At 67.8% G+C, this 23,753-nt stretch carries 28 protein-coding genes and 1 tRNA gene; 15 read left to right on the top strand and 14 right to left on the bottom strand.

From position 1 onward, the window contains the following. Positions 1–137 precede the first annotated feature (137 nt). The 3 genes from leuB to IE224_RS02630 all read left to right on the top strand — a co-directional run bounded on the left by leuB (position 138) and on the right by IE224_RS02630 (position 2,345). Positions 138–1,262, top strand: a complete 1,125-nt coding sequence (leuB, locus tag IE224_RS02640; protein ID WP_191307877.1) for a 3-isopropylmalate dehydrogenase — start codon at positions 138–140, stop codon at positions 1,260–1,262. Next, positions 1,262–2,221 (top strand): DMT family transporter, encoded by a 960-nt coding sequence (locus IE224_RS02635; RefSeq protein ID WP_191307874.1) that lies wholly within the window; start codon positions 1,262–1,264, stop codon positions 2,219–2,221. The genes leuB and IE224_RS02635 overlap by 1 nt, the downstream gene beginning before the upstream one ends. A 47-nt stretch (positions 2,222–2,268) precedes the next feature. Then, a tRNA-Pro gene (locus IE224_RS02630) sits at positions 2,269–2,345 on the top strand. An 18-nt stretch (positions 2,346–2,363) separates the two neighbouring features. On the opposite strand, the gene IE224_RS02625 is transcribed toward IE224_RS02630, so the two are convergent. From IE224_RS02625 to IE224_RS02605, 5 genes are read right to left on the bottom strand one after another with little or no spacing between them, the layout of a single operon-like run. Next, on the bottom strand, positions 2,364–3,290 hold the full coding sequence (locus tag IE224_RS02625) for an AEC family transporter (RefSeq protein WP_191307871.1): 927 nt from the start codon (positions 3,288–3,290) through the stop codon (positions 2,364–2,366). A 9-nt stretch (positions 3,291–3,299) separates the two neighbouring features. After that, positions 3,300–3,578, bottom strand: a complete 279-nt coding sequence (locus tag IE224_RS02620; RefSeq protein WP_308434835.1) for a sulfurtransferase TusA family protein — start codon at positions 3,576–3,578, stop codon at positions 3,300–3,302. Further along, on the bottom strand, positions 3,575–4,087 hold the full coding sequence (locus IE224_RS02615) for a DUF2478 domain-containing protein (RefSeq protein WP_191307866.1): 513 nt from the start codon (positions 4,085–4,087) through the stop codon (positions 3,575–3,577). The genes IE224_RS02620 and IE224_RS02615 overlap by 4 nt, the downstream gene beginning before the upstream one ends. A gap of 5 nt (positions 4,088–4,092) precedes the next feature. Further along, positions 4,093–4,716, bottom strand: coding sequence for a response regulator (locus IE224_RS02610; RefSeq protein WP_167623201.1), 624 nt, complete (start codon positions 4,714–4,716; stop codon positions 4,093–4,095). Between the two features lie 13 nt (positions 4,717–4,729). Beyond that, complete coding sequence (locus tag IE224_RS02605; RefSeq protein WP_191307863.1) at positions 4,730–6,052, bottom strand: ATP-binding protein; 1,323 nt, start codon at positions 6,050–6,052, stop codon at positions 4,730–4,732. An 86-nt stretch (positions 6,053–6,138) separates the two neighbouring features. Here IE224_RS02605 and msrC point away from each other — a divergent pair, with 86 nt between their 5' ends. The 4 genes from msrC to IE224_RS02585 are packed head-to-tail and all read left to right on the top strand — an operon-like array spanning position 6,139 to position 8,231. Continuing rightward, positions 6,139–6,591: a free L-methionine (R)-S-oxide reductase MsrC gene (gene msrC, locus IE224_RS02600; protein WP_191307861.1), complete on the top strand. Its 453-nt coding sequence runs from the start codon at positions 6,139–6,141 to the stop codon at positions 6,589–6,591. Beyond that, the gene (locus IE224_RS02595; RefSeq protein ID WP_191307858.1) at positions 6,584–6,961 is read left to right on the top strand and encodes a GFA family protein; all 378 of its coding nucleotides are present in this window, start codon (positions 6,584–6,586) and stop codon (positions 6,959–6,961) included. The genes msrC and IE224_RS02595 overlap by 8 nt, the downstream gene beginning before the upstream one ends. Then, positions 6,958–7,584 carry a LysE family translocator gene (locus tag IE224_RS02590; RefSeq protein WP_191307856.1) on the top strand — a complete coding sequence of 209 codons (627 nt, stop codon included), beginning with the start codon at positions 6,958–6,960 and terminating at the stop codon, positions 7,582–7,584. The genes IE224_RS02595 and IE224_RS02590 overlap by 4 nt, the downstream gene beginning before the upstream one ends. Next, positions 7,581–8,231 (top strand): pseudouridine synthase, encoded by a 651-nt coding sequence (locus tag IE224_RS02585; RefSeq protein ID WP_167623196.1) that lies wholly within the window; start codon positions 7,581–7,583, stop codon positions 8,229–8,231. The genes IE224_RS02590 and IE224_RS02585 overlap by 4 nt, the downstream gene beginning before the upstream one ends. On the opposite strand, the gene IE224_RS02580 is transcribed toward IE224_RS02585, so the two are convergent. After that, positions 8,228–8,680, bottom strand: a complete 453-nt coding sequence (locus IE224_RS02580) for an RrF2 family transcriptional regulator (protein ID WP_167623195.1) — start codon at positions 8,678–8,680, stop codon at positions 8,228–8,230. The two genes, IE224_RS02585 and IE224_RS02580, sit on opposite strands and share 4 nt — an antisense overlap. Positions 8,681–8,821: 141 nt before the next feature. Between IE224_RS02580 and IE224_RS02575 the strand changes: the two genes are divergently transcribed. From IE224_RS02575 to IE224_RS02565, 3 genes are all read left to right on the top strand, one after another. Then, on the top strand, positions 8,822–9,295 hold the full coding sequence (locus tag IE224_RS02575; protein ID WP_167623194.1) for an Lrp/AsnC family transcriptional regulator: 474 nt from the start codon (positions 8,822–8,824) through the stop codon (positions 9,293–9,295). A 93-nt stretch (positions 9,296–9,388) separates the two neighbouring features. Further along, a complete protein-coding gene (locus IE224_RS02570) occupies positions 9,389–9,988 on the top strand; it encodes an RBBP9/YdeN family alpha/beta hydrolase (RefSeq protein WP_191307853.1) in 600 nt (199 codons plus the stop codon). Between the two features lie 89 nt (positions 9,989–10,077). Then, on the top strand, positions 10,078–10,221 hold the full coding sequence (locus IE224_RS02565) for a hypothetical protein (protein WP_191307851.1): 144 nt from the start codon (positions 10,078–10,080) through the stop codon (positions 10,219–10,221). 21 nt (positions 10,222–10,242) lie between these two features. Here the strand turns inward: IE224_RS02565 and IE224_RS02560 are convergent, their stop codons facing one another. Beyond that, positions 10,243–10,836: a TetR/AcrR family transcriptional regulator gene (locus tag IE224_RS02560; protein WP_191307848.1), complete on the bottom strand. Its 594-nt coding sequence runs from the start codon at positions 10,834–10,836 to the stop codon at positions 10,243–10,245. A gap of 107 nt (positions 10,837–10,943) precedes the next feature. On the opposite strand from IE224_RS02560, the gene IE224_RS02555 reads away from it, so the two are divergent. From IE224_RS02555 to IE224_RS02545, 3 genes are read left to right on the top strand one after another with little or no spacing between them, the layout of a single operon-like run. After that, positions 10,944–12,170, top strand: coding sequence for an efflux RND transporter periplasmic adaptor subunit (locus IE224_RS02555; protein ID WP_191307845.1), 1,227 nt, complete (start codon positions 10,944–10,946; stop codon positions 12,168–12,170). Between the two features lie 4 nt (positions 12,171–12,174). Continuing rightward, positions 12,175–15,285, top strand: coding sequence for an efflux RND transporter permease subunit (locus tag IE224_RS02550; RefSeq protein ID WP_191307842.1), 3,111 nt, complete (start codon positions 12,175–12,177; stop codon positions 15,283–15,285). Beyond that, positions 15,282–16,634, top strand: a complete 1,353-nt coding sequence (locus IE224_RS02545) for an efflux transporter outer membrane subunit (RefSeq protein ID WP_191307839.1) — start codon at positions 15,282–15,284, stop codon at positions 16,632–16,634. The genes IE224_RS02550 and IE224_RS02545 overlap by 4 nt, the downstream gene beginning before the upstream one ends. Positions 16,635–16,712: 78 nt before the next feature. On the opposite strand, the gene IE224_RS02540 is transcribed toward IE224_RS02545, so the two are convergent. Beyond that, positions 16,713–17,402, bottom strand: coding sequence for a fumarylacetoacetate hydrolase family protein (locus IE224_RS02540; RefSeq protein ID WP_191307837.1), 690 nt, complete (start codon positions 17,400–17,402; stop codon positions 16,713–16,715). Positions 17,403–17,456: 54 nt separating this feature from the next. Next, positions 17,457–18,272, bottom strand: a complete 816-nt coding sequence (locus tag IE224_RS02535) for an MBL fold metallo-hydrolase (RefSeq protein WP_191307834.1) — start codon at positions 18,270–18,272, stop codon at positions 17,457–17,459. Between the two features lie 138 nt (positions 18,273–18,410). On the opposite strand from IE224_RS02535, the gene hmuQ reads away from it, so the two are divergent. Beyond that, positions 18,411–18,731 carry a heme-degrading protein HmuQ gene (hmuQ, locus tag IE224_RS02530; protein ID WP_103172507.1) on the top strand — a complete coding sequence of 107 codons (321 nt, stop codon included), beginning with the start codon at positions 18,411–18,413 and terminating at the stop codon, positions 18,729–18,731. A gap of 22 nt (positions 18,732–18,753) precedes the next feature. Then, positions 18,754–20,376, top strand: coding sequence for an acyl-CoA synthetase (locus tag IE224_RS02525; RefSeq protein ID WP_191307831.1), 1,623 nt, complete (start codon positions 18,754–18,756; stop codon positions 20,374–20,376). On the opposite strand, the gene IE224_RS02520 is transcribed toward IE224_RS02525, so the two are convergent. The 5 genes from IE224_RS02520 to IE224_RS02500 all read right to left on the bottom strand — a co-directional run bounded on the left by IE224_RS02520 (position 20,352) and on the right by IE224_RS02500 (position 23,600). Beyond that, positions 20,352–20,798: a DUF1284 domain-containing protein gene (locus IE224_RS02520; RefSeq protein WP_191307829.1), complete on the bottom strand. Its 447-nt coding sequence runs from the start codon at positions 20,796–20,798 to the stop codon at positions 20,352–20,354. The genes IE224_RS02525 and IE224_RS02520 overlap by 25 nt on opposite strands. Next, complete coding sequence (locus IE224_RS02515) at positions 20,795–21,358, bottom strand: biotin transporter BioY (protein WP_191307826.1); 564 nt, start codon at positions 21,356–21,358, stop codon at positions 20,795–20,797. Before IE224_RS02515 ends, IE224_RS02520 begins: the two co-directional genes overlap by 4 nt. Positions 21,359–21,446: 88 nt before the next feature. Then, positions 21,447–22,070 carry a GntR family transcriptional regulator gene (locus IE224_RS02510; RefSeq protein WP_191307824.1) on the bottom strand — a complete coding sequence of 208 codons (624 nt, stop codon included), beginning with the start codon at positions 22,068–22,070 and terminating at the stop codon, positions 21,447–21,449. A 39-nt stretch (positions 22,071–22,109) separates the two neighbouring features. Next, positions 22,110–22,655, bottom strand: a complete 546-nt coding sequence (locus tag IE224_RS02505) for a DUF924 family protein (RefSeq protein ID WP_191307821.1) — start codon at positions 22,653–22,655, stop codon at positions 22,110–22,112. A gap of 3 nt (positions 22,656–22,658) precedes the next feature. Then, on the bottom strand, positions 22,659–23,600 hold the full coding sequence (locus IE224_RS02500) for a pirin family protein (RefSeq protein ID WP_191307819.1): 942 nt from the start codon (positions 23,598–23,600) through the stop codon (positions 22,659–22,661). Positions 23,601–23,753: the final 153 nt, after the last annotated feature.

The following is a 23,753-nucleotide window of genomic DNA, read 5'->3' as shown; positions in this document are numbered from 1 at the left end:
GCTCGCGTTTCGGGCGCAGGCTGTGCGATCGCCGCAAAAGGTGCAAGATGTGCAATCGTCCCCGCGCGTCAACTTGACCAGCCCCGGCCAGCGGACTAGCACCAAACGCGACGGCGCGACCAAGGACCGGAGGAACCATGTCCGACAGCTATTCGCTTCTCATCCTGCCCGGCGACGGGATCGGCCCCGAAGTCATGGCCGAGGTCGTAAAGGTCATCGACTGGTTCGGGGCCAATCGCGGCATGTCCTTCGACATCAGCGAAGGCCTGGTCGGCGGCGCCTCGTACGACGCGCATGGAACGCCCCTGACGGACGAGACGATGGTCAAGGCGCAGGTGGTGGACGCGGTGCTGCTGGGCGCGGTCGGCGGGCCGAAATACGACCTGCTGGATTTCAGCGTCAAACCCGAACGCGGCCTTTTGCGCCTGCGCAAGGAAATGGACCTTTACGCCAACCTGCGCCCCGCCCAGTGCTTTGACGCGCTTGCCGATTTCAGCAGCCTCAAGCGCGAGGTGGTGGCGGGCCTCGACATCCTGATCGTGCGGGAACTGACTTCGGGCGTCTATTTCGGCGAACCGCGCGGCATCCATTCCGATGACAACAATCCCGACAACGAGGGCGGCCGCGTCGGCATCAACACCCAGCGTTACACATCCGGCGAAATCCGCCGCGTGGCCCGTTCGGCCTTTGAACTCGCGCGGCGCCGCAACAACAAGGTCTGCTCGATGGAGAAGGCCAATGTGATGGAATCCGGCATCCTCTGGCGCGAGGAGGTGCAGTGGGTCCATGACAACGAATATCCCGACGTGGACCTGACCCACATGTATGCCGACAACGGCGCGATGCAGCTGGTGCGCAACCCGCGCCAGTTCGACGTGATCGTGACCGACAACCTGTTCGGCGACCTTCTGTCGGATGCCGCCGCCATGCTGACCGGCAGCCTGGGAATGCTGCCCTCGGCATCATTGGGCGCGCCGATGGCGAATGGCCGGCCCAAGGCGATGTACGAACCCGTCCACGGATCCGCCCCCGACATCGCGGGCCAGGGCAAGGCCAACCCCATCGCCTGCATCCTGTCCTTCGCCATGGCGCTGCGCTATTCCTTCGACCAGGGCCAGGCCGCCTCTGATCTGGAACGGGCGGTGGAAAAGGTGCTGGCCGACGGCGTGCGGACCGCAGACCTGATGGGACCGGAAGGCGGCACGCCCGTGTCCACCGCCGAGATGGGCGACCGGATCGTCGCGGCCCTGTCGCAAGCCTGATGGAAACCGCGTCCAACGTCCGCGGCGCGGCCCTGGCCCTGCTGGCGATGGGCATCTATGCGACGCATGACGTGGTCATCAAGGTGCTTGGGGCGCAGTATCCTGCGCTGCAGGTGCTGTTCTTTTCGTCCCTGCTGTCCTTCCCGCTGGTGATGGTCATCATCATGCGCGACCCGACGCCCGGCACGCTGCGTCCCGCCAATCCCGGCTGGGTCGCGGTGCGCACGGTGGTGGGGGTGATCGCCGGGATGGGCAGCTTCTTCGCCTTTTCCCGACTGCCATTGGCGCAGGTTTATTCGATCCTGTTCGCGGCGCCGCTGCTGGTCACGATCCTGTCGATCCCGATCCTGGGGGAAAAGGTTGGCCTGCATCGCTGGGCGGCGGTGGTGATCGGCCTTCTGGGGGTGCTGGTCGTGCTGCGCCCGGGCGCACAGCCGCTGGAATGGGGCCACCTTGCGGCGCTCGCCTCGGCCATCGCTTCGGCCACGACGGCGGTGATCCTGCGCAAGCTGGGCCGGTCGGAACGCCCGCTGGTGCTGTTGATGTGGCCGATGCTGGGCAACTTCCTGGCCACCGGCGCCTCGCTTGCGGTTGATTACCGGCCGATGGAACTGGCGCATCTGGCGCTTGCAGGGGTGATCGCCTGCCTTGGCCTTGTCGCGGGCTTCCTGCTGATCCTGGCCTACCGGGCCGGAGAGGCCGCGATCGTCGCGCCGATGCAGTATTCCCAGATCCTCTGGGCCACCGCCTATGGCTGGATCTTCTTCAACGAGGTTCTGGACCTGCCCACCTTCGGGGGCGCCACCATCATCATCGCATCGGGCATCTATATCGTCTGGCGCGAGGGGCGCGGCGGCAATTCGGCCAACCGCCCGGTAATCGCCTCGCGCATCCGGGCGGAAACGGTAACGGCGCCACGCACGACGCTTCTGCAAAGAATATGGCCGCCGCGGCCCTGACGGGGCTTGCAATCCGCCCGGCCCCGCGCTACCTGCCCCGTCACGGTCGGAGCGTAGCGCAGCCTGGTAGCGCACCTGCTTCGGGAGCAGGGGGTCGGAGGTTCGAATCCTCTCGCTCCGACCATTTATCCCGATAATCCCCTCAGGCCTGCCCGATCAGCAGCATCACCAGCGGTATCGTCACGATGCTGGCTGCGGTCGAAATCAGGATTGCCGCCGATACCCTCTGCTGGGCCACGCCGAAATACTGCGCCAGGATATAGACATTGCCCGCCACCGGCAGGGCCGCCGCCGCGACCATGACGCCTGCCGCCACCGGCTCGACGCGCAGCGCCCAGGCTGCCAGTCCCACGGCCAGCGGATGCAGGACCAGCTTGGCTCCGCTTAGCCAGGCCGAGGCCGCAAGTCGCCCGATCCGCCGCCCCGCCAGGCTGGCGCCGATGGCGAACAGCGCGCCGGGCGTGGCCGCAGCACCCAGCATGGCCAGGAACTCGTCCAGGGGGACGGGCAGGGGCAGGCGCATCTGCGCCCAAGCCAGGCCCGCAACCATCGACAGGATCATCGGGTTGGCGACGATGCCCCGCAGGATCGGGATCACCGTCGCCAAACGCAGCCCGCCGCTGCGGCCGGCATGGATGATCAGGGTGATCAGGGTGGAAAAGACCAGCATGTCGATGGTCAGCACCATCAGGACCGGCCCGACGGCCTGTTCGCCCAGCAGCACCACCAGCATCGGCACCCCCAGAAAGCCGGTGTTGCCGATCATGCAGCACTGCGCCTCCATCGCCGCCTCGGCCACGGGCAGGCCGCGGGCCCGGGCGGCGGCCAGGCCGATCATCCAGACCGCAAGCGACCCCCCCAGATAGGCCAGGACGAACCGCCCGTCGAACAGCGCCGCCAGATCCAGCCGGGCGCCAAAGCGGAACAGCATCGCCGACAGCGCGAAATAGAAGACGAACTTCGTCAGCCATGCCGCGCCTTCCTGCGGAAAGAACCGCGTGCGGGCGGCCAGCCAGCCCAGCCCGATCAGCCCGAAGAAGGGCAGGGTTTTCAGAAAGACCGCCAGCATCTTCTGTGCCTAAACATCCTCGGGGGGTGAGGCCGCCACGGCAGCCGCGGGGGCGGAAGTCCCCCTTTCCACGGTGAATTCGCGAACGCCGCCGCCGATGTCGCTCTGACTGACCAGACGGTGCCCGCCGGTGTCGCAGAAATGCGGAACATCGACCTGCGCCATGGCATCGGTGGCCCACAGCCGCACCCGTGCCCCCGGCGGCTGGTCCAGCAGCAGCTTGCGCAGCCGCAGCACCGGCAGCGGGCACAACAGCCCGCGCGCATCGATCACCGGGTCTTCGGTCACTGCACGCCCGTGACCTGATCCAGGCACCATTCAGCCAGGGCCCCCGGGGCGACATGCTGGCCCATCCCGTCGCAAAAGCGGGCGAAATCCTCGCGCTGTTCAGGGGGCACATGCAGCAGGACCGGCACGTCCTGTGCCACGGCCTGCGCGATCACGCTGCGAAAGCCGCGGCCGATGGCCTCTTGCCGGCCGAACTTGGGCAGGATCAGCAGTTCCGCCCCCGCTAGCCGGACCGAGACTCGCGCCGCTGCCACTTCCAGCGCACCGGGATCCAGCCGGCAACCGCTGGACCCGCCCCCCAGTGACTGGGATATGCGGATCGGCATGTCCTCCTCGCCGATGACAAGCACGTCCATGTCGCAGGCGCAGTCGGCGCCACGATCCGTGTTTACCTGCACGGCCCCGGCCAGCCGCAGCCCCGCATCGGCAAGGCTGGCGGTCAGGCGGGCGAGGATCCGGTCGGCCTCGCCGGGCGGGGCGTCGTCTTCAAGGCTGAACCATCCCAGCATGGCCGTCATACCCCGCTGTCCAGGGCGAATTTCATCAGCCCGTTGATACCGTCCACGCCCAGCTTCTTCTTCAGCGCCGACGAGGTATTGGCTGCCGTCTTGTAGCTGACCTCCAGCTCGTCCGCGATGGCCTGCAGGCTGAAGCCCCGGCCGATCAGCGCCAGAACCTGCCGCTCGCGGTCCGACAACGCCCCCAGCGGATCGGCCGAGGCCCCCGCCCGCAGCGTGGCAAGCGCCATCGCGTGCTTGGGCGACAGATAGAATTCACCCGTTTCCAGAACCCGCACCGCCTCGCGGAAATCGGCGGGGGGCGCGTTCTTGGACAGGAAACCCTGCGCGCCGGCCTGCAGGGCACGGGCTGCAAAGCCGGTCTGGTCGTTCATCGAGAAGATCAGGATCCGCGCATCGGGCGCGGCGTCGCGCAAGGGCGTCACCAGGTCCAGCCCCCCCGCCCCCGGCAGGCTGATGTCCAGGACGATCAGGTCCGGCGCCTCGCCGTCCGACAGTTGTGCAAGGGCATCCTCGCCCGACATGGCCTGGCCGATCCGGTCGTATCCCAGGTCGCGCAAAAGGCGGTTCGCGCCCAGGTGGGTGATCGGGTGGTCGTCGATGACAAGCGCGGATTTCATCTGGTCTTGGCCTTCATTCCGCCTGCGGCAGGGGCAGGCTGGCGCTGATGGTGGTTCCCCCCGCCCCCGAGGACAAGGTCAAATCGCCGCCCAGCAGGGTGATGCGTTCGCGCATCCCGGTCAAGCCGGTGCCTTCGCGGCTGCCCGGCGCCATGCCACGGCCGTCGTCGGACAGCACCATCCGCCAATGCGCGGGATCTGTCCACAACCGTACGATGACGCGTTCCGCCCCGGCATGGCGCAGGGCGTTGGTGGTGCCTTCCTGCAGGATGCGGAACAGGGTCAGGGCAGTCGCCTCATCCGGTTCGGGCATGCCGGGGGCCAGGTCCAGGTCGATATCCAGATCCGGGAAGCGCCGCCCCAGGTCGGCCACGTAATCCCCCAGGACCGTGGCCAGCGGCAACTGCCCGATCGCCATCGGCCGCAGGTCGCCCAGCAGGGCGCGGTTCACGCGGGCGATTTCCTCGGCGATCTGGGCAATGGCCTGGGCATGGGCCTCGATGGCGGGCGTGGTTGCGGCTTGGCGCAGGGCGTCGGCCTCGACCCGCAGGCCGAACAGGCAGGGGCCCATCTCGTCATGAAGGTCGCGGGCGACCGCCTTGCGTTCCTCGTCGCCGCGCGTCACCACGCGGCGCTGCAGCCGGGCGCGGTCGGCCTGCGCCTGTTGCAAGGCCTGCGCCAGGTCGTCCACACCTGCCGCGATGGGGGTCAGGTCGCGCTGTGCCACCGGCCCCACGCGCGCCGCAAGGTCTCCGCGGCGCAGGTCGGCCAAGCGGCTGGCGATGGCCATGACCGGGCGCAGCGCCTGCCGCGTCGCCAGCAGGATCAGCAGCCCTTGCACCACGGATGCCAGTGCGGCCAACCCCAGGAAGGCCGACAGGTTGCGCCAGGCCAGGGCGATCTCCTCGGCGGGGTCCGTGGCGATGAAGACATAGCCACGCGGGCGGCCCTGGATCACCACCGGCAGCCGCGTTTCCAGCAGATCCGGCGCAACCAGCAGGGCGAACCATCCCGGCGCCGACCGATGCGCGGCGGCGGGCGCGGGGGCGCGGCGCACGACGCCGTCCAGGATGTCCACCGTGCCCAGGGTCACGTGGCGGGGCACGACCAGGCGTTCGGGCAGAAGCTGCATGATCCGGTCGGGCGGCACGGCGCCATGCATGGTCCCGACCGTCGCCAGCACCAGGGCGCGCGCCGTGTCCACCGCCAGCCGGGTTTCCGTGGCGATGTCGCGGCGCGCGCCTTCCAGGCTGGCCGCGGCAAGCGCCGCGAACAGCGCCGCCTGCACGGCCAGGATCACCAGAAGAATGCGCTGCGTCAGGGAAAGCCGGTTCATGGCGCGCAGATTGGCCGAGCGGCCCGGTCGCGTAAATGCCGCAATCGCCGCTTTTCGCGCCCGCGCGCCCGGCATAGAAGGAAGCCATGACCGACTACGACGCCCTTGCCGCCCGAATCCGCGCCCTGACCGAAGGCGAGACCGACGAGGTCGCGCTGATGGCCACGCTGGCCTGCGAAATCCACCAGTCCGACGACCGCTTCGACTGGACCGGCTTCTATCGCGTGGTCGCGCCCGAGTTGCTGAAGATCGGTCCCTACCAGGGCGGCCACGGCTGCCTGGTGATCCCCTTCTCGCGCGGGGTCTGCGGGGCTGCGGCGCGCACGGGTCAGGTGCAGCTTGTCCCCGACGTGGACGCCTTTCCCGGTCATATCGCCTGCGCCAGTTCCACCCGGTCCGAGATCGTGCTGCCCTTCTGGGGCAAGGACGGGCGGCTGATCGGCGTGCTGGACATCGACAGCGACCAGCCGGACGCCTTCACCGACGAAGACGCCGCCCGTCTGGCCGCCATCCTGGAGGAGGTCTTTGCCCATGTCTGACTTCACCGGGCGCTGCCTGTGCGGCGCCGTCACCTTTGCGGGCCGCTGGGGCGGCGATGACCTGCGCGCCTGCCATTGCAGCCAGTGCCGCCGCTGGTCGGGCCATGTCTGGGCCGCGGCCGAGACCGCCGACCTGACGATCCGGGGCGAGGTGAAGTGGTTCCGATCCTCGGAGGAGGCCGAGCGCGGCTTCTGCCCCGAATGCGGCAGCAGCCTGTTCTGGCGCAGGCGGGACCGCGGCGGGATCGAGGTCGCGCCGGGCGCCGTGGACAGCCCCACCGGCCTGCGGATGGCGGGGCATATCTTCGTTGCCGACAAGGGCGACTACTACGACATTGCCGACGGATTGCCGCAGGATCCGCAGGGATGATCTGGGACACCGTCGCGAACATCCCCCTGGCGCAACTGGCGACCTTTGTCGCGGGCGGGCTGATGCTGAACGTGGCGCCGGGGCAGGACGTGTTCTTCGCCAGTGCCTGCGGCATCCAGGGCGGGCCGCGGGCGGGCGCTCTTGCGGGCTTTGGCGTGGGCCTGGGCGTCCTGATGCATGTGACGCTGGCGACCGTGGGCCTGGGCGCGGTCGTCGCCGCCCATCCCGAGGCGCTGCTGGCAGTCAAGTATGCAGGCGCGGCCTATCTGCTGTGGCTGGCCTGGAGAAGCTGGCGGGCGGGTCCGGCGGATCCTTCGGCGCGGGGCAGCGTCCGGCCCTGGACCATCATCCGGCGCGGCTTCCTGTCCAATGCGCTGAACCCCAAGCCGGTGCTGTTCCTGCTGGCCTTCCTGCCGCAGTTCACCAATCCCGCCTGGGGCCCGGTCTGGCAGCAGATCCTGGGCTTGGGGCTGATCTTCACCTTTACCGGCACGCTGGTCACGATGGGCTATGGCATCGTCGCGGGCTATGCGGGCCACGTGATCGGCAAGCGCCTGGGGCTGATCAACAAGATCGCCGCGGTGATGTTCGCGGGCCTGGCGTTCCGGCTGGTCGCGAAGTGAGCGATTTTCCCTATGCCCCGCCGTCCGAGGCACCGAAGGTCCTGCACGCCGACCACGAGATCCTGGTGGTCGACAAGCCCGCCGGCCTTCTGTCCGTGCCGGGCCGGGGCGAGGGCAAGGACGACTGCCTGATCAACCGGTTGCGCGGCGCCTTCCCGACCGTGCTGCTGGTCCATCGGCTGGACCAGGACACCTCGGGCGTGATGGTCTTCGGGCTGACGCCCCACGCGCAGCGGACCCTGTCCCGGCAGTTCGAGGAACGCCGCGTCAAGAAGGCCTATCTCGCCCGGTTGGCCGGACGGCTGGAACCCAAGGCCGGCACCGTCGATCTGCCGCTGATCGTCGATTGGCCGAACCGGCCGCGCCAGAAAGTCGACCACGAGCAGGGCCGCCCGGCGCAGACTGACTGGCGGGTGATCCGCGCCACGGACGCCGAAACGCGGGTCCGGCTGTTCCCGCTGACCGGCCGCAGCCACCAGTTGCGCGTCCACATGGCCGAAACCGGCCATCCGATCCTGGGCGATCCGCTTTACGCGACCGGTGCCGCCGCCGATCATCCGCGCCTGATGCTGCACGCAGAAAGCCTGCGCCTGCGCCATCCCGACAGCGGCGTGCAGGTCACCTTCAGCCAGCCCGCGCCGTTCTAGGCGCCGATCACCTGTTCGGCGACCTGTTCGGACCGCAGCATGTCCTCGAGCGTCAGCGATTCGATTAGGATGAGGTAGGACCAGAAGATTTCGGCGAAGACCTTGCGGATGCGGCAGGACGCCTCGTCCCGGCAGTCCTCGCAGCGTTGATAGGCGCGGCGCGACAGGCAGGGCAGGGGGGCAATCGGGCCGTCGATCAGACGCAGCAGTTCCGATATGGAGATGTCGCTGGGCCGCTTGATCAGCAGATAGCCGCCCGACCGGCCGCGGATCGAACTGACCATGCCCGCGTTGCGGATCTCCAGAAGAATCTGTTCCAGAAAGCGTTTCGGCGTGTCCGACCGCCGGGCGATCTTTTCGATGGTCAAGGCCTCGGGGTTGGGCTGGGCAGCCTCGTCCCCCAGCACCAGCATCGCTTTCAGCGCGTATTTCATCTTCTGCGTGATCATGGCCCACCCTATGCTGGTAAAATACCCACATCAAGGTCGAGATTTAAGGCAAGCCGGCCGTTCCAATATATACGACTAAGACGGTGGACATTTGCTGTTTATCTGTCACTCTGGATGCGGGAACTGCTTTCGAGGACATGCATGACCACCCTGGACCTGATCGACCGAAAGATCGTCGCCGCCCTGATGCAGGATGCGACCCAGCCGATCGCGCAGATCGCGGACCGCGTGGGCCTGTCGCAGACCCCGTGCTGGAAACGCATCCAGAAGCTGGAAGCGGCGGGCGTTCTGACCGGGCGCGTGGCCCTGGCCGATCCCGCCAAGCTGGGATTCGGCCTGACCGTCTTCGTCGGGATCGAGGCTGCGGATCACGGCGCGACCTGGCGCGACGCCTTCATGGCCGCGATCCGCAGCTTTCCCGAGATCATGGAAGCCTATCGCATGGCCGGAGAGATGGATTACCTGCTGCACGTCGCGGTGCCCGACATGGCAGCCTATGACGACTTCTACCGCCGCCTGACCGACGCCGTGCCGATCAAGAACCTGACCTCGCATTTCGCGATGGAGCGGCTGCGCCACACCACGGCCTATCCCATCAATACCCGTGACCGCTGAGAGATTGATCTTCTCCTGCAACGGGGATCTTTGGGAACTAAATCACGACTAACCTAGTAGTGTTATCGGAACAGAAGGAAAAGGAATCGCAACATGTCGAAGACCCTGATCGTTCCCGGCCTGGACGGATCCCCCGCGCCCCACTGGCAGGACTGGTGGGCGCGGACCGATCCCGAGGCCATGCTGGTCGACCTGCCCGATCCGCGCCGCCCTGTCCGCGAGGCATGGGAGGCCGCCCTGGCGGTGATGATCCTGCGCCATCCGAACAGCATCCTTGTGGGCCATTCGCTGGGCGCGGTTCTGATCGCGCAGATGCTGACCCATTGGACCGGCCTGCGGGTGCGCGGTGCCGTTCTGGTGGCCCCGGCCGATCCCCAGGCCTCGACCGGCGACTGCCACCGCATCCGGCGGTTCGGCCGCCTGCCGGACCGGCCCCTGGACGTGCCGGCAGTGCTTGTAGCCAGCCGGAACGACCCCTGGATGTCCTTTGACCGCAGCCAGATCCTGGCCGAGGATCTGGGTGCCGACCTGATCGACATGGGCCATGCGGGCCATATCAACGTCGCCTCGGGCTTCGGGCCTTGGCCCGGCGGCAAGGTCATCCGCGACCGGCTGATGGACCAGACCGCGCGCCCGTCGATCCTGCGCAGGCTGTTGGGGCAGACCCCGGCCGCGCGGCGGCCAGGCGCGTGATGCCCGCCCCCGGCTTTGGACGCGGATCCGGCCGCAGCGCCGATCAGCGGACCGAACCCTGCCCGATCATTGATTTCGGAGTGCCCTGCATGTTCGATCTTCAGACTGAAATGCACTTGCGTCGCGCGGGCCGGGACGACCAGGCTTGCGGCGCCCGGCCCGGCCACGGCCGGATGCTGCTGGTCCTGGCCAATGTAACGGGCCTGGCCCTGCTTGCCGCCGCGCTGACCTGACGATCAAGGCTGGCCTGACCGTCAAAGCTGATCAAGAAAGCCGCGCAGAACCAGAAGCCGCGCGGTTGTCACGTCCACGATGCTGTCGGGCGCCATGGCGTCGTCATTGGCCCAGATGCGGAACGTGTCCGCCAAGGCGTGCGAGATCGCCTCGGCCAGCAGATCCGCGTCGGCGCGGGCGTCCTGGCCCAAGCGCAGCACGGCCAGGTCCGACAACTGATCCGACAGCCGCTTCAGCGAGCCATAGAAGATCGGCACCAGTTCGGGCGCCTTGTTCAGCAGCCGGTCGATCAGTTGCGACATCCCCCGGTCCAGGTCGCTGCTGCACAACAGCCTGCGCAGCGCCTGCAGAAGGTCCGGCACAAGCGGCCCCGACGATTCGCGGAACCAGGCCACGGTTTCCTCGTCGAAGGATACCGTCTCGCCGATGATCGCGGCTTCCTTGTTCAGGAAATAGTTGAAGAAGGTCCGCTGGCTGATCCCGGCCTCGGCCGCGATCATCTCGGTCGTCAAGCCCTCGTAGCCTTGGCTCAGCGCCAGAGACAGGGCAGCCCGCTGGATCTCTCGCGAGGTTTGCAGTCGCCTGCGGTCACGAAGCGTTGATTTCAAAGCCATGTCAGCCCTCGCAATTCATTACAAGCAAATATTGCACAGAATGCATTATTGTGCAACAAGCCTGCCAAGCACCGTCGTCCCGGCGGCCATCTTTGTAGGAATCTCTGATGTATCGTATTCGCCCGGTGGTGTGCCTGTCTTTTCTGGCGCTCTGGTTCCTGTCCTTGCCTGCCTTGTCCCAGGACGCGCAGATGCCGCCGCCCAAGGTGGGCGTCGTCACGCTGCAGCCGCAGTCCGTCCCGCGCATCGTGACCTTGCCCGGACGCGCCATTGCGCAGTCCGAAGCCGCGATCAGGCCCCGCGTGACCGGCCTGGTGACCGAGATCCTCTATGAACCGGGTGCGGCGCTTGATGTCGGTGCGCCGATGTTCCGCATCGATCCCACCACCTACGAGGCGAACCTGAAAAGCGCCCAAGCCCAGGTCACTTCGGCCCATGCGGCCCTGACCCAGGCGCGCACCTCGTTCGGCCGGACGGAACGGCTGCTGGGATCGGGGACCACCCAGGCGCAGGTCGACGAATCGCGCGCCGCCCTTGAACAGGCCGAGGCCGCCCTGCAATCGGCCGAGGCCGCGCTGACCCTGGCGCAATCCGAACTGGACTGGACCACCGTGACCAGCCCCATCAACGGCCTGGCCAGCGTGGCGGCCGTGTCGATAGGCGATCTGGTGACGGCGGGGCAGGCCGACCCGCTGGCGACCGTGACGCAACTGGATCCCATCGACGTGGACATGTACGAGCCTTCGGCCCGCCTGCTGTCCCTGCGCGACGACATCAGCGAGGGCCGGTTGCAGTTGAAGGAAACCCTGCAGGCCACGCTGACGCTGGAAACGGGCGAAACCTATGCCGCCACGGGCGAACTGGTGGCGCCCGGCTTCACCGTCTCGACCTCGACCGGGGCGGTGGACACGCGCTTCCGCTTTGACAACCCGCGCCGCCTGATCCTGCCCGGAATGTTCCTGCGCGGCCAGATCGACCTGGGCACGACCGAGGCTTTCCTGGTCACCCAGAACGCCGCGACCCGAAGCAAGACCGGCCAGTTGACGGCCTGGGTGATCCGCGACGGCAAGGCCACGCAGGTGGATCTGGTCGATGACGGCACCTATCAGAACCACTGGATCGTGACCGACGGGCTGGAACCGGGCGAGCTGCTGGCAGTGGACAACCTTGCGGCGCTGTCCGACGGCGCGACGGTGACAACCGTGCCCGTCACGCTGGACGAGAACGGCGTGGTGCGCGAACAGCCCGCCGAAACTGCCGCCGGACCAGACGCCGGACCAGACGCCGCAACCGGGGCCGATCCGGCCCCCGCCGACGCCGCCCCGGCCGAGTAAGCGCATGGCCCGTTTCTTCATCCACCGCCCCGTCTTCGCCTGGGTTCTGGCCTTCGTGACCATGCTGGTCGGCGGCCTTGGCCTGCAGACCCTGGCGATCGAGCAATATCCCCAGATCGCCCCCACCACCGTCCGCATCAGCGCGACCTATACAGGCGCCTCGGCCGAGATCGTCGAGAACTCGGTCACCACCGTCATCGAGGACGCGATGACCGGGATCGACGGGCTGATATACATGACCTCGAACTCGACGCCGGGTTCGGCCTCGATCTCGCTGACCTTCGACGACACGGTGGATGCCGACATCGCGCAGGTGCAGGTGCAGAACAAGCTGCAACTGGTGACCAGCCAATTGCCCAACATCGTGCAGCAGCAGGGCGTGAACGTCTCGCGGTCCACCTCCTCGATCCTGCTGGTGGGGGCGCTCACCAGCAGCGACGGCAGCCATTCGACCGTGGAGCTGGGCGACCTGGTGTCCCAGATGATCGAGGATCCGGTCAAGCGGACGCCCGGCGTGGGATCCATCAACACCTTCGGGTCGGGCTACGCGATGCGCATCTGGCTGGATCCGATGAAGATGGCGCAATACCAGGTCACGCCCGCCGACGTGACCGCCGCCGTGTCCGAACAGAACACCAACGTCACGGTGGGCGATCTGGGTGCCGAACCCAGTGCCGAAGGCCAGCGGCTGACCCTGACCCTGTCGGCGCAGTCGCAGTTCTCCTCGGTCCCCGAGTTCGAGCGGATCCTGCTGCGGGTGGACCCGGACGGTTCGACGGTCTTCCTGGGCGATGTCGCCCGCATCGAGATCGGGCAGGAATCCTATGGCGGGGCCGCGCGCTATAACGGCAATCCGGCGGCGGGCTTTGGCGTGAACCTGGCGACGGGGGCCAATGCCGTCGATACCGCCCATGCCGTGCGCGAGGTCATCGACGGCATCGCGCCCTCGCTGCCTGCGGGCGTCGAGGTTGTCTATCCCTATGACACGGCCCCCTTTGTCGAGGAATCGATCAACCAGGTTTACCACACCCTGGCCGAGGCCGTGGTACTGGTCTTCCTGGTGATCCTGGCCTTCCTGCAAAGCTGGCGTGCGACCATCATCCCGGTCGTCGCCATCCCGGTCGTGCTGCTGGGCACCTTTGGCGTGCTGGCGGCGGCGGGCTTTTCCATCAACACGCTGACCATGTTCGCCCTGGTCTTGGCCATCGGCCTGCTGGTCGATGACGCCATCGTGGTGGTCGAAAACGTGGAACGCGTGATGGAGGAGGAGGGCCTCGGCCCTGTCGAAGCGACCGAGAAGAGCATGGGGGAAATCACCTCGGCCCTGGTCGGCATCGTCATGGTGCTGTCGGCGGTGTTCTTGCCCATGGCCTTCATGTCGGGCGCGACGGGGGTGATCTATCGACAGTTCTCGCTGACGATCATCACGGCGATGGTCCTGTCGCTGGGCGTGGCCGTGATCCTGACCCCCGCCATGTGCGCAAGCCTTCTGCGGCCGCGCAAGCATGGCGACGGGATCGCGCCCGCCCGCTGGTTCAACCGCAACCTGGACCGCGCCACCAACGGCTATGGCAATGCAGTGGCCCGGCTGGTGCGCCGTCCGTTCCGCATGCTGATCGTGCTGGTGGCGATCGGCTTCGGCGCCGCCGCGCTGTACGAACGCCTGCCCGGATCCTTTCTGCCCGACGAGGATCAGGGCGTGATGCTGGTGATGATCGAAACCCCCGAGGGATCGACCACCGCCCAGACCCAGGCCCTGGTCGAGAAGGTCGAGGAATACCTGCGCGTCCAGGAAGCCGAGACGGTGGAATCGACCTTCTCGGTCCTGGGCTTCAGCTTCGGCGGCTCGGGCCAGAACCAGGCCATGCTGTTTGCCAAGCTGCGCGAATATGACGAACGGCCGGACCTGGACGTGGCGTCCCTGGTTACGCGCGCCAACGGCTATTTCTTCATGAACAATCGGGCAGGCCAGGCCTATTTCCTGCAACCGCCGGCCATTCCCGGCATGGGCGCGTCCTCGGGCTTCTCGATGTATCTCGTGGACCAGTCGGGCCGCGGGCAAGAGGCGCTGACGGCCGCAGCCGACCAGCTTGTCGCCACCGCGCAGGAAGACGGCCGCGTCACCAACCTGCGCGGCAACGATGCGCCCTTCGAGACCTCGCTGCGGCTGGACATCGACCAGCAGAAGGCAGCGGCCTTCGGCCTGTCGATATCCGAGGTGAACGCGATGCTGTCGGTGATCTTCTCGGGGCGCGACGTGAACGACTTTGCGCTTGGCACGGAACTGCGTCCTGTGATCGTCCAGGGCGAGGCCGATGCCCGGTCCCAGCCCGAGGATATCGACCGCTGGTTTGCCCGCAATGCCGAAGGCGACATGGTCAATTTCGGCGCCTTCACCACCCGCGTCTGGGACCAGGAGCCGCAGGCCCTGGCCCGCTATGGCGGCACCCGCGCGCTGGAACTGTCGGGCGCCGCGGCCCAGGGCCTGTCGTCGGGTGCCGGCATGGACGCGATGGAGGAGATGGTGGCCGAACTGCCGGGCGGCTATGGCAGCGCCTGGACGGGCCTGTCATACCAGGAACGGCTGTCAGGCAACCAGGCGCCCCTGCTGTTCGCGCTGTCGGCCCTGGTCGTGTTCCTGGCCCTTGCCGCGCTTTACGAAAGCTGGACCGTTCCCCTGGCGGTCATGATGACCGTGCCGGTGGGCATTCTGGGGGCCTTGGCTGCCGCGCTGTTCTTCGAGCAGACGAACGATGTCTATTTCAAGGTGGGCCTGCTGACGACCATCGGCCTGGCCGCGCGGAACGCCATCCTGATCGTGGAATTCGCGCAATCGCTGGTGGCGCAGGGCCGTCCGCTTCTGGAAGCCGCAATCGAGGCCTCCAAGATGCGCCTGCGCCCGATCCTGATGACCACCTTCGCCTTCATGCTGGGCGTGCTGCCCCTGGCCATTGCCAGCGGCGCGGGGGCGGGGGCGCAGAACTCGATCGGGATCGGGGTTCTGGGCGGCATGGCCTCGTCGGCCGTGATCGGGATCTTCCTGGTGCCGGTCTTCTATGTGGCCGTGCTGAAGGCGGTCGAGCTGGTCAAGAAAAGAAGGGGAAAACCCGCATGAGTTTCCGATTGCACCGCCGCGCGATGCTTGGTTCCGTTCTGGCGCTTGGGGCCTGCGCGGCGGTCGGACCTGATCCGAACGCCCTGCCGACCCCCGCCGTCCCTGCCGGTTTCGACGAGAGCGAGGGGGCGGCGACGCCTGCGCAAACCGCCTTCTGGTCGGGCTACAACGACGCCACACTGAACCGCCTGATCGGCCAGGGCATGGGCCAAAGCTTCGACATCATGGCCGCCAACGAACGCATCCGCGCGGCTCAGGCCGATGTGCGGGCGGCCCAGCCTTGGGCTTCCCAGATCGGCGGCACCACCACGGCCGGGCGGGAACGCACGGGCGGCGACGGCATCGCCGCCGGCACCGCCAACACCGCCGCCCTGTCGGCCAGCTTCGTCTTCGACCTGTTTGGCGGCGCGCGGCGCGCCCGGGAAGGCGCAGCGGCCGGCTTGCAGTCGGCCGAGGCCCAAGCCCAGACCGTCCGCCTGGCCTGGCTGGCCGAGGTGATCGCCGCCTATGCCGACGCGCGCTTCTTCCAGCAGGCCCTGGCCCTGACCCGCGACACGATCCGCACGCGCGAAGGCACGCTGGACGTGACGCGCAACAGCCAGTCGGTGGGCATCGCCACCGAATATGACGTGGCCCAGACCGAGGCGCTGCTGCAAACGGCCCGCGCAGACCTTCCGAATTACGAAGCGCAGTTCAACGCCCAGGTTTATCGCCTGTCCACGCTGCTGAACCTGCAGGCCGCGCCGCTGATGGGGCAGATGCGCGGTGGATCGGCCCAGTTGCGCACGCCCCCCGGTCCCGGCACCGGCGTTCCCGCCGACCTGCTGCGCTCGCGCCCCGACATCCGCGTGGCCCAGGCCGACTATGCGGCCGCGCTTGCGGCGGTGGGGGTGGCTACGGCCGACCTGCTGCCCGCGATCTCGCTGACCGGGCGGGTCACGGACCAGGGCGGGGCCACCGCCTGGGGTTTCGGCCCCGGCCTGTCGCTGCCGGTCCTGAACCAAGGCGCGCTGCAGGCCACCCGGTCCCGCCGCCTGTCCGAAGCGCGCGGGGCCGAGATCGCCTGGAAATCCGCCATCGCCGCGGCGGTCGAGGATGTGCAGACCGCCCAGTCGAACCTGCGCCGCTTCCGCCAGCGGGCCGCGACCCTGGAAGGGGCTGCGGCGTCGTATGACCGCGCCTATGCGCTGGCCCGCCAGAACTTCGAGGCAGGCGCCCTGGCATTGGTTGATTTGCTGGAGGCTGACCGGTCCCGTGCAAGCGCCCGGCTTGCCGCCGCCCAGGCCCGGAATGCTGCCGCCAAGGAATGGGCGACGCTGCAGATCGCCACGGGGGCAGGATCGCGGTAAGGCATGGTGCGTGTGAACACGCACCCTACGCCGCCACGACCGTAGGATGCGTGCTTGCACGCACCCTGCGCCCGCCCGTCAGACGATCCGCGTCACCAGCGGCGTCAGCCCCTCGATCTCGACCGTCACGGCCTGCCCGCGTGTGACCGCGCCAACCCCTGCCGGGGTGCCAGTGAAGATCAGGTCGCCCGGCTGAAGCCGCACCGATTGCGACAGATGGGCGATGACATCGGCCACAGGCCAGATCATCTGCGACAGATCCGCTTCCTGGCGCAACGCGCCGTCGACCGACAGCGCGATCCGGCCTGCGTTCAGCGGGCCGGTCTGGCCGACCGGATGCAGCAGCCCGCAGGCCGCCGACAGGTCGAAGCCCTTGGCCAGATCCCAGGGCCGCCCTGCCTTCTTCGCCGCCGCCTGCAGGTCGCGCCGGGTGAAGTCGTTGCCGGTGGCATAGCCCCAGATCAGACCCTGCGCGTCGGCGGGCGCGATGTCCGTGCCGCCCGCGCCAAGGGCCACGACCAGTTCGGCCTCGAAATGCAGATCCCCGGTCTGCGGCGGATAGGGTAGGTCGGCATCCCCCGCCAGCAGCGTGTCGGCGGGCTTTGAAAAGAAGAAGGGCGGTTCGCGGTCAGGGTCATGTCCCATCTCTCGCGCGTGGTCGGCATAGTTGCGGCCGACGCAATAGATGCGCCGCACCGGGAAGCGGCGGCTGTCGCCTACCACGGGCAGGGACGGAAGGGCAGCGGGCGGGATGACGAAGTCGGACATGGGAGGGGGCTTTCGCTGGGTTGCGGCGGACTGTCCCGCGCCCGCAATGCCCCGTCAAGGCCAGCTTCGCCCCATCGAGGCCGGTTCCAGCACCACCACCGTCGGCCGGTCCGGCAGCCCCCGCAAGGACGCCAGATATTCGCTGCCACCCGGCCGCTGGATGTCGAACTGGCCCGACATGCCGGTCAGGAAGGCCTCCAGCCGGGCGGGGCCGAACCAGTGCATGGGGATCACCACCGAACTGTTCAGGCGGCTGACCACCCGCATCATCGCTGCCTGCTCCATCGTGTAGCTGCCGTCGACCGGGACCAGCAGCACGTCAACGCGGCCCAGGCGGGCGTAATCCTCGTCGGTGGGTTCGTGATGCAGGTGGCCCAGATGCGCGATGCAAAGGCCGCCCGCCTCGAAGACGAAGATGGAATTGCCGCTTTCCTCGACCGTGCCGAAGGACCGGATGTCGGTCGGCACGTTGCGGATCAGCGCGTCGCCCAGCGTCAGGTAGTGGTCGGCAGCAACCCCGAACTGTTCGGACCAGCCGCGCAGGACATGGGGGATCCCGTCCACCCGCTCGGTCCAGTGGCTGGAATGGGCGCGGTTCATGGTCACCACGTCCGGCACCGGCGCGTCGGGATGCAGGTTGCCGTTGAAGTCGGTGACGATGTCCAGGCCCCCCGGCGTCTGTATCAGGAACATGGCATGTCCCAGAAAGGACAGCCTGACCGACCGTTCCGGCACCGGGTCGGACCAAGCGGCCTGCTGGATGCGTTCGGGTCCGCCCGCGATGGCGATACAATGGCTGGGCCTGCGTTCCTGGCCCTGCGCGGCCAGCGGCAGAACGGCGATCACGGCGGTGGCAAGGGCAAGGCGCATGGTCGTCCCCCGGAAAGATCGGCGGAAGCGTAACCCGGAACGCCCGGAACCCCCGTCACAAGCGCGTGACAGGGGGCGGGCCGGGGCTTATCCATGGCTGCAGGATCGGCAGGATCGCCGGCAAAGAGGAGTTGCGCCATGTTCATCGCCATGAACCGTTTCACCGTCCCCGTCGAAAACGCCGCCGAGTTCGAGGCCCTGTGGCTGTCGCGCGACAGCAAGCTGGACAGCCTGCCGGGCTTTGTCGAATTTCACATGCTGAAGGGCCCCGAGGAGAACGGGCGGCGGCTTTATGCCTCGCACACGGTCTGGGAGTCCGAGGATCACTTCATCGGCTGGACCCGCAGCCAGCAGTTCCGCGACGCCCATGCGAGGGCGGGCGAGACGAAGAAGCTGTACGAAGGCGGCCCCCGCTTCGAAGGCTTCACCGCGATCCAGCATATCGGCCGGGCCGGCTGATCGCGAAAAAGGGGAGGGGGACATGACGAACACGATCTACGACCAGGGCCTTGACGCCTGCGCGGCCAATTTCGCGCAATTGACGCCCTTGGACTTCCTGGCCCGCACGGCGACGATCCATCCCGACCGGCTGGCCCTGGTCCACGGCCCGGTCCGCAGGACTTGGGCGGAAACCCAGGATCGCTGTCGCCGGCTGGCAAGCGCGCTGTCGGCGCGCGGGATCGGGCGGGGCGACACGGTGGCGGTGATCGCCCCCAACATCCCCGAGCTTTACGAGGCACATTTCGGCATCCCCATGCTGGGGGCGGTGCTGAACGCGATCAACACGCGGCTGGACGCGGACACCGTGCGCTTCATCCTGCAGCATGGAGAGGCCAAGGCCCTGCTGGTGGACAGCGAATTCGCCCCCCTTGCGCGAGAGGCGCTGAAGGGATGCGACATCGGATTGGTCGTGGACATTCTGGACCCCACGATCACCCATGGCGATCCCATAGGCCACCTGGATTACGAGGCCCTGCTGGACGAAGGCGATCCCGCATTCGATTGGCAGCCGCCCGCCGACGAATGGGACGCGATCGCGCTGAACTATACCTCGGGGACAACCGGCAATCCCAAGGGCGTGGTCTATCACCACCGGGGGGCGGCGCTGAACGCAATCTCTCAGCTGCAGGACTGGGGGATGCCCGCGCATTCGGTCTATCTGTGGACGCTGCCGATGTTTCACTGCAACGGCTGGTGCTTCCCTTGGGCCATGGCCGCGAATGCCGGCACCTCGGTCTGCCTGCGCGCGGTGCGGGCCGAGCCGATCTTCGAACTGATCGCGGGCGAAGGCGTCACGCATTTCTGCGGCGCGCCCATCGTGCTGAACATGCTGGCCCAGAACGCGCATCTGAAACGCTTCGACCACCCGGTGAAGGTGATGACCGCCGGCGCCTCGCCCCCCGCCGCGGTGATCCAGGCGATGGAGGACATGGGCGTCGAGGTCACCCATGTCTATGGCCTGACCGAGGTTTATGGCCCCTCGGTCGTCTGCGTCTGGAAGCCGGAATGGAACGAACTGCCGCCGGATCGAAGGGCGCGTCTGAAGGCGCGGCAGGGGGTGCGCAACGCGGCGCTTGGCGGGCTGATGGTGGCCGATCCCCAGACGCTGGCCCCCGTCCCCCATGACGGGCAGACGCTGGGCGAGATCTTCATGCGCGGCAACAACGTGATGCGCGGCTACCTCAAGAACCCCGAGGCCACCGCCAAGGCCTTTCGCGGCGGCTGGTTCGCCACGGGCGATCTGGGCGTGATGCATCCCGACGGCTATGTCGAGATCAAGGACCGCAGCAAGGACATCATCATCTCGGGCGGGGAAAACATCTCGTCGGTGGAGATCGAGGATGTGCTGTACCGCCACCCGGCGGTGAACGAGGCGGCGGTGGTCGCGCGACCGGATGCGAAATGGGGCGAAACCCCCTGCGCCTTCGTGGACCTGCGGCCCGGCAAGGACGCGTCCGAGGCCGATATCATCGCCTTCTGCCGCGACCACATGGCCCATTACAAGGCGCCGAAGACGGTGGTCTTCGGGCCGCTGCCCAAGACCTCGACCGGGAAGATCCAGAAGTTCGTGCTGCGCGATCAGGCCCGCAGCCTGCCCGGCTGAGGGGCGGGCAGCACCGTCCCGGCAAAGCCGTCATCGGCGATGTCGCGGCACAGGCCGGACCATTCGCAGCCTGCGCAGGCCGTCCGGATCGCCCCGCCCGCGAAGGCGCGGCGCATCCGGGCCAGGGTCGCGGGGTCCAGCACCAGCCGCTGCCCCGGCGCCAGCGGGCGGCCCAGAAGCGCGGCCAGGTCGCGGGCGGCCTGCGCGTCGCGACGGGCGACGCTGCCGCCCCGGCAATGGCAGCCGGGATCGGCCAGCATCGGCACGCAGACATCGTCGGGGCCTTCGACCATCGCCACCGCCTCGCCCGCAGCGATACGGCCCGCGATGGCGGTGAACCCCGCCGTGAAGGCGGGGCTGTAGCCCTTGCCCGCCCAAGTCAGCAGGCAAAGCAGGTGATGCGCGCGAAGGCGGATCGTCATGCCCGGCGCGGGCGGCCCAGCTGGCGCAGCGCAAGCGCGCCCACGGCGGATTTCAAGACCGCGCCGATCAGGAAGGGGGTGACGCCGTGGACGATCGCCGCATCCCAGCCGATGCCGCGCGACAGCCAGGCCGCGCCCATGGCCAGGCAGATCAGGTTGCCCGCCAGCATCGATAGGAAGGCCAGCCCGGCCCTGTCGCCGTTCCAGCCGCGTTCCGCCAGCCAGCCGATCTGCGTGGCCATGACCGCGAAAGCTACCAGGTAGCCGCCGGTCGGTCCCGCGAAATGGGCAAGGCCCCCCGCGCCGCCCGCCAGCACCGGCAGGCCCAAGGCCGCCTGTCCCAGCCAAGCCAGCACCGTCAGCGTCCCCAGCCGCCAGCCGTAAAGCGCGCCGATCATCGCCACAGTGAAGGTCTGCATGGTGACTGGCACCGGCACCATCGGCACCTCGATCCGCGAGGAAATGGCCAGCAGGACCGTGCCGAAAGCGACCGCCAGCAGGCGGATGGGCAGGGACAGGCTGTGCGGGTTCACGGGGCTGAAGGCTGGAGTTGGCGTCATTGATCGTCCCTATCCTGAATTATAGATAATTATGGATTCGTCGTGCGAGGATAGTCCATGAATTATCTATCGGATCAAGTGGGATCGTTTAGCGCCGCGTCCGGGGCCGTTGGCCGCTGAATTGGACATGCCGCGCCAGCACGGCGCAGGCGCGGTCCAGATCGCCCGACCGCAGCGCGTGCAGGATCGCGCGGTGGTCGCGGTCGGTCGGCGCCTCCCATTCCGCGCGCCAGCCCGAAAACAGGAAGCGGGCGCTTGCGGTATGCAGATCGGCGATGGATTTCAGCAGGCGCGGCATCCCGCAGGGATCGAGGATCAGGCGGTGGAAGTGGCGGTTGGCCTCTTCCCAGGTTTCCACATCGCCCGCGCAGTCGCCTGCCCGCGTCGCTTCCTCGGCCCGGTCCATGATCGCAGGGGTTAGATGGGGCGCGGCATGGCGCAGGGCCAGCACCTCCAGCGCGGCGCGCATCTCGGCCACCTCGCGCACCTCGGCCAGCGAGAATCCCGCCACACGAAAGCCGCGGCGGGGTTCGCTGACGGCAAGGCCGCGGCTTTCCAGGTGGCGAAACGCCTCGCGCACGGGAACATGGCTTGCGCCGAATTCGGCGGCGACGTGATCCTGCCGCAGCCGCTCGCCCGGCGCGATCCGGCCGGAAACGATGCGCGCGGCAAGTTCGCGGCTGATGCGATGGGCAAGGGGTTCGGGCGGCATGGATTGTAGATAATCCGACCGCCCCCAAAGGTCCAGCGTTCAGAAACCCTTGTGCGTCTTCAGGAACTCGGCCTCGTCCGGCGTATTGGGCCGGTCCAGGGCCGCGTTGCGGTGCGGAAATCGGCCGAACTGCTGGATGATGTCGCGATGCGCGATCGCGAAGCGCAGGCTGTTATCGTTGCCCAGGGCCTCGTAAAGCTCGACCGAGCGGGTCTGGTCGGGCAGATCCTCGCTGTGCATGAAGGGCAGATAGAAGAACTGCCGCCGCTGCGGATCGACCTGGGTGTCGAATCCGGCGTCCAACGAGGCCCGGGCGTGCTCCAAGGCCAGATCATTCGATTCGAAGGCCCGGCCGCTGCCGCGGAACAGGTTGCGCGGGAACTGGTCCAGCACGATCACCAAGGCAAGCGCGCCTTCGGCGGTTTCGGCCCAGTCGTCGAACTCGCGACGGTGCGCGGCCTCGTAGGTGGCGGCAAACTGGTCGCGGATCTGGGCATCCACGTCGTCGGACTTGGCGAACCACATCGGCTCCATCTGCGGCGAGAACCAGAAGTCCAGCACGTCCTGCGCGGTCTTGATCGTCATGGGTCAGTTCCTTTCGGGCAAGGGGATGTGTTCGGCCCGGTCCGTGGGCGGCAGGTCGAACCACCCCTGGCCCCAACGTTCCGCCTGCCATTGGCGTTTCGCCTCTTCGATGCGCTCGCGCGAGGAGGCCACGAAGTTCCACCAGATATGGCGCGGCCCGTTCAGGGTCTCGCCCCCCAGGGCCATCAGCCGCGCGCCCCGGTCGCCCGCCTGCACGGTGATCGCGTCGCCGGGGCGGAAGACCATCATCTGCCCGGCCTCGAAGTCCTGGCCCGCGATGCGGATGGAGCCTTCGGTGACATAGATGCCGCGATCCTCGTGATCGGCGGGCAGGGGAAAGCGGGCGCGGGGGTCCAGCGTCACGTCCAGGTAGAAGGTGTCCGAATACATCGTCGCGGGCGCGGTTTCGCCATAGGCGCGGCCCAGGATCAGCCGGGCCTCGATGCCTGTGTCGCGGATCACGGGCAGCGCATCCTTGCCGTGATGCTCGAAGGCCGGTGCCATGTCCTCGTGGCTGTCGGGCAGGGCGATCCAGGTCTGGATGCCCAGAAGGCTGCTGGGCCCCTGGCGCACCGCCTCGGGGCTGCGCTCGGAATGGGTGACGCCGCGTCCGGCGACCATCCAGTTCAGCGCGCCAGGCGTGATGATCTGGTCGGCGCCGGTGCTGTCACGATGCTGGAAGCTGCCGCGATACAGATAGGTGACCGTGCCCAGCCCGATATGGGGATGGGGACGCACGTCGATCCCCTGGTTCGTCAGGAACTCGGCCGGGCCCATCTGGTCGAAGAAGATGAAGGGACCGACCATCTGGCGCTTGGGCGCGGGCAGGGCGCGGCGCACCTCGAACCCGCCAAGGTCGCGGGCGCGGGGGATGATCAGCGTCTCGATGGCGTCCGGGCCGATCTCGTCGGGGCAGCCGGGCGCAAGGGCGGGGTTCCAACTCATAGTGTTCCTCCTGTTGCTGGCTGAAAGGGTATGTCTGCCCGGGCCGAACGCAAAGACAAAAGGCGTTCTGGAATTGCGAACGCCGGATTGACTGGCCGCCGGCTGGCCCAGGCGGTGCAGGAACCGCATCTTCCAGCCAGATGTTTCACGACC

Source organism: Paracoccus aerius (assembly GCF_014656455.1).
Lineage (GTDB): Bacteria > Pseudomonadota > Alphaproteobacteria > Rhodobacterales > Rhodobacteraceae > Paracoccus > Paracoccus aerius.
The sequence above is the reverse complement of the archived record's forward strand: the minus strand, read 5'-3'. Positions and strand labels throughout refer to the sequence as shown.

Coding starts and splice junctions, on each gene's coding strand:
- hmuQ (WP_103172507.1), top strand. CDS start 18,411: ATGTTCATCGCCATGAACCGTTTCACCGTCCCCGTCGAAAACGCCGCC.
- IE224_RS02590 (WP_191307856.1), top strand. CDS start 6,958: ATGATCTGGGACACCGTCGCGAACATCCCCCTGGCGCAACTGGCGACC.
- IE224_RS02505 (WP_191307821.1), bottom strand. CDS start 22,655: ATGACGATCAAGACCGCGCAGGACGTGCTGGACTTCTGGTTCTCGCCG.
- IE224_RS02595 (WP_191307858.1), top strand. CDS start 6,584: ATGTCTGACTTCACCGGGCGCTGCCTGTGCGGCGCCGTCACCTTTGCG.
- IE224_RS02535 (WP_191307834.1), bottom strand. CDS start 18,272: ATGCGCCTTGCCCTTGCCACCGCCGTGATCGCCGTTCTGCCGCTGGCC.
- IE224_RS02550 (WP_191307842.1), top strand. CDS start 12,175: ATGGCCCGTTTCTTCATCCACCGCCCCGTCTTCGCCTGGGTTCTGGCC.
- IE224_RS02515 (WP_191307826.1), bottom strand. CDS start 21,358: ATGACGCCAACTCCAGCCTTCAGCCCCGTGAACCCGCACAGCCTGTCC.
- msrC (WP_191307861.1), top strand. CDS start 6,139: ATGACCGACTACGACGCCCTTGCCGCCCGAATCCGCGCCCTGACCGAA.
- IE224_RS02560 (WP_191307848.1), bottom strand. CDS start 10,836: ATGGCTTTGAAATCAACGCTTCGTGACCGCAGGCGACTGCAAACCTCG.
- IE224_RS02540 (WP_191307837.1), bottom strand. CDS start 17,402: ATGTCCGACTTCGTCATCCCGCCCGCTGCCCTTCCGTCCCTGCCCGTG.
- IE224_RS02525 (WP_191307831.1), top strand. CDS start 18,754: ATGACGAACACGATCTACGACCAGGGCCTTGACGCCTGCGCGGCCAAT.
- IE224_RS02580 (WP_167623195.1), bottom strand. CDS start 8,680: ATGATCACGCAGAAGATGAAATACGCGCTGAAAGCGATGCTGGTGCTG.
- IE224_RS02520 (WP_191307829.1), bottom strand. CDS start 20,798: ATGACGATCCGCCTTCGCGCGCATCACCTGCTTTGCCTGCTGACTTGG.
- IE224_RS02610 (WP_167623201.1), bottom strand. CDS start 4,716: ATGAAATCCGCGCTTGTCATCGACGACCACCCGATCACCCACCTGGGC.
- IE224_RS02565 (WP_191307851.1), top strand. CDS start 10,078: ATGTTCGATCTTCAGACTGAAATGCACTTGCGTCGCGCGGGCCGGGAC.
- IE224_RS02510 (WP_191307824.1), bottom strand. CDS start 22,070: ATGCCGCCCGAACCCCTTGCCCATCGCATCAGCCGCGAACTTGCCGCG.
- IE224_RS02575 (WP_167623194.1), top strand. CDS start 8,822: ATGACCACCCTGGACCTGATCGACCGAAAGATCGTCGCCGCCCTGATG.
- IE224_RS02635 (WP_191307874.1), top strand. CDS start 1,262: ATGGAAACCGCGTCCAACGTCCGCGGCGCGGCCCTGGCCCTGCTGGCG.
- IE224_RS02570 (WP_191307853.1), top strand. CDS start 9,389: ATGTCGAAGACCCTGATCGTTCCCGGCCTGGACGGATCCCCCGCGCCC.
- IE224_RS02500 (WP_191307819.1), bottom strand. CDS start 23,600: ATGAGTTGGAACCCCGCCCTTGCGCCCGGCTGCCCCGACGAGATCGGC.
- IE224_RS02555 (WP_191307845.1), top strand. CDS start 10,944: ATGTATCGTATTCGCCCGGTGGTGTGCCTGTCTTTTCTGGCGCTCTGG.
- IE224_RS02615 (WP_191307866.1), bottom strand. CDS start 4,087: ATGCTGGGATGGTTCAGCCTTGAAGACGACGCCCCGCCCGGCGAGGCC.
- IE224_RS02545 (WP_191307839.1), top strand. CDS start 15,282: ATGAGTTTCCGATTGCACCGCCGCGCGATGCTTGGTTCCGTTCTGGCG.
- IE224_RS02605 (WP_191307863.1), bottom strand. CDS start 6,052: ATGAACCGGCTTTCCCTGACGCAGCGCATTCTTCTGGTGATCCTGGCC.
- leuB (WP_191307877.1), top strand. CDS start 138: ATGTCCGACAGCTATTCGCTTCTCATCCTGCCCGGCGACGGGATCGGC.
- IE224_RS02625 (WP_191307871.1), bottom strand. CDS start 3,290: ATGCTGGCGGTCTTTCTGAAAACCCTGCCCTTCTTCGGGCTGATCGGG.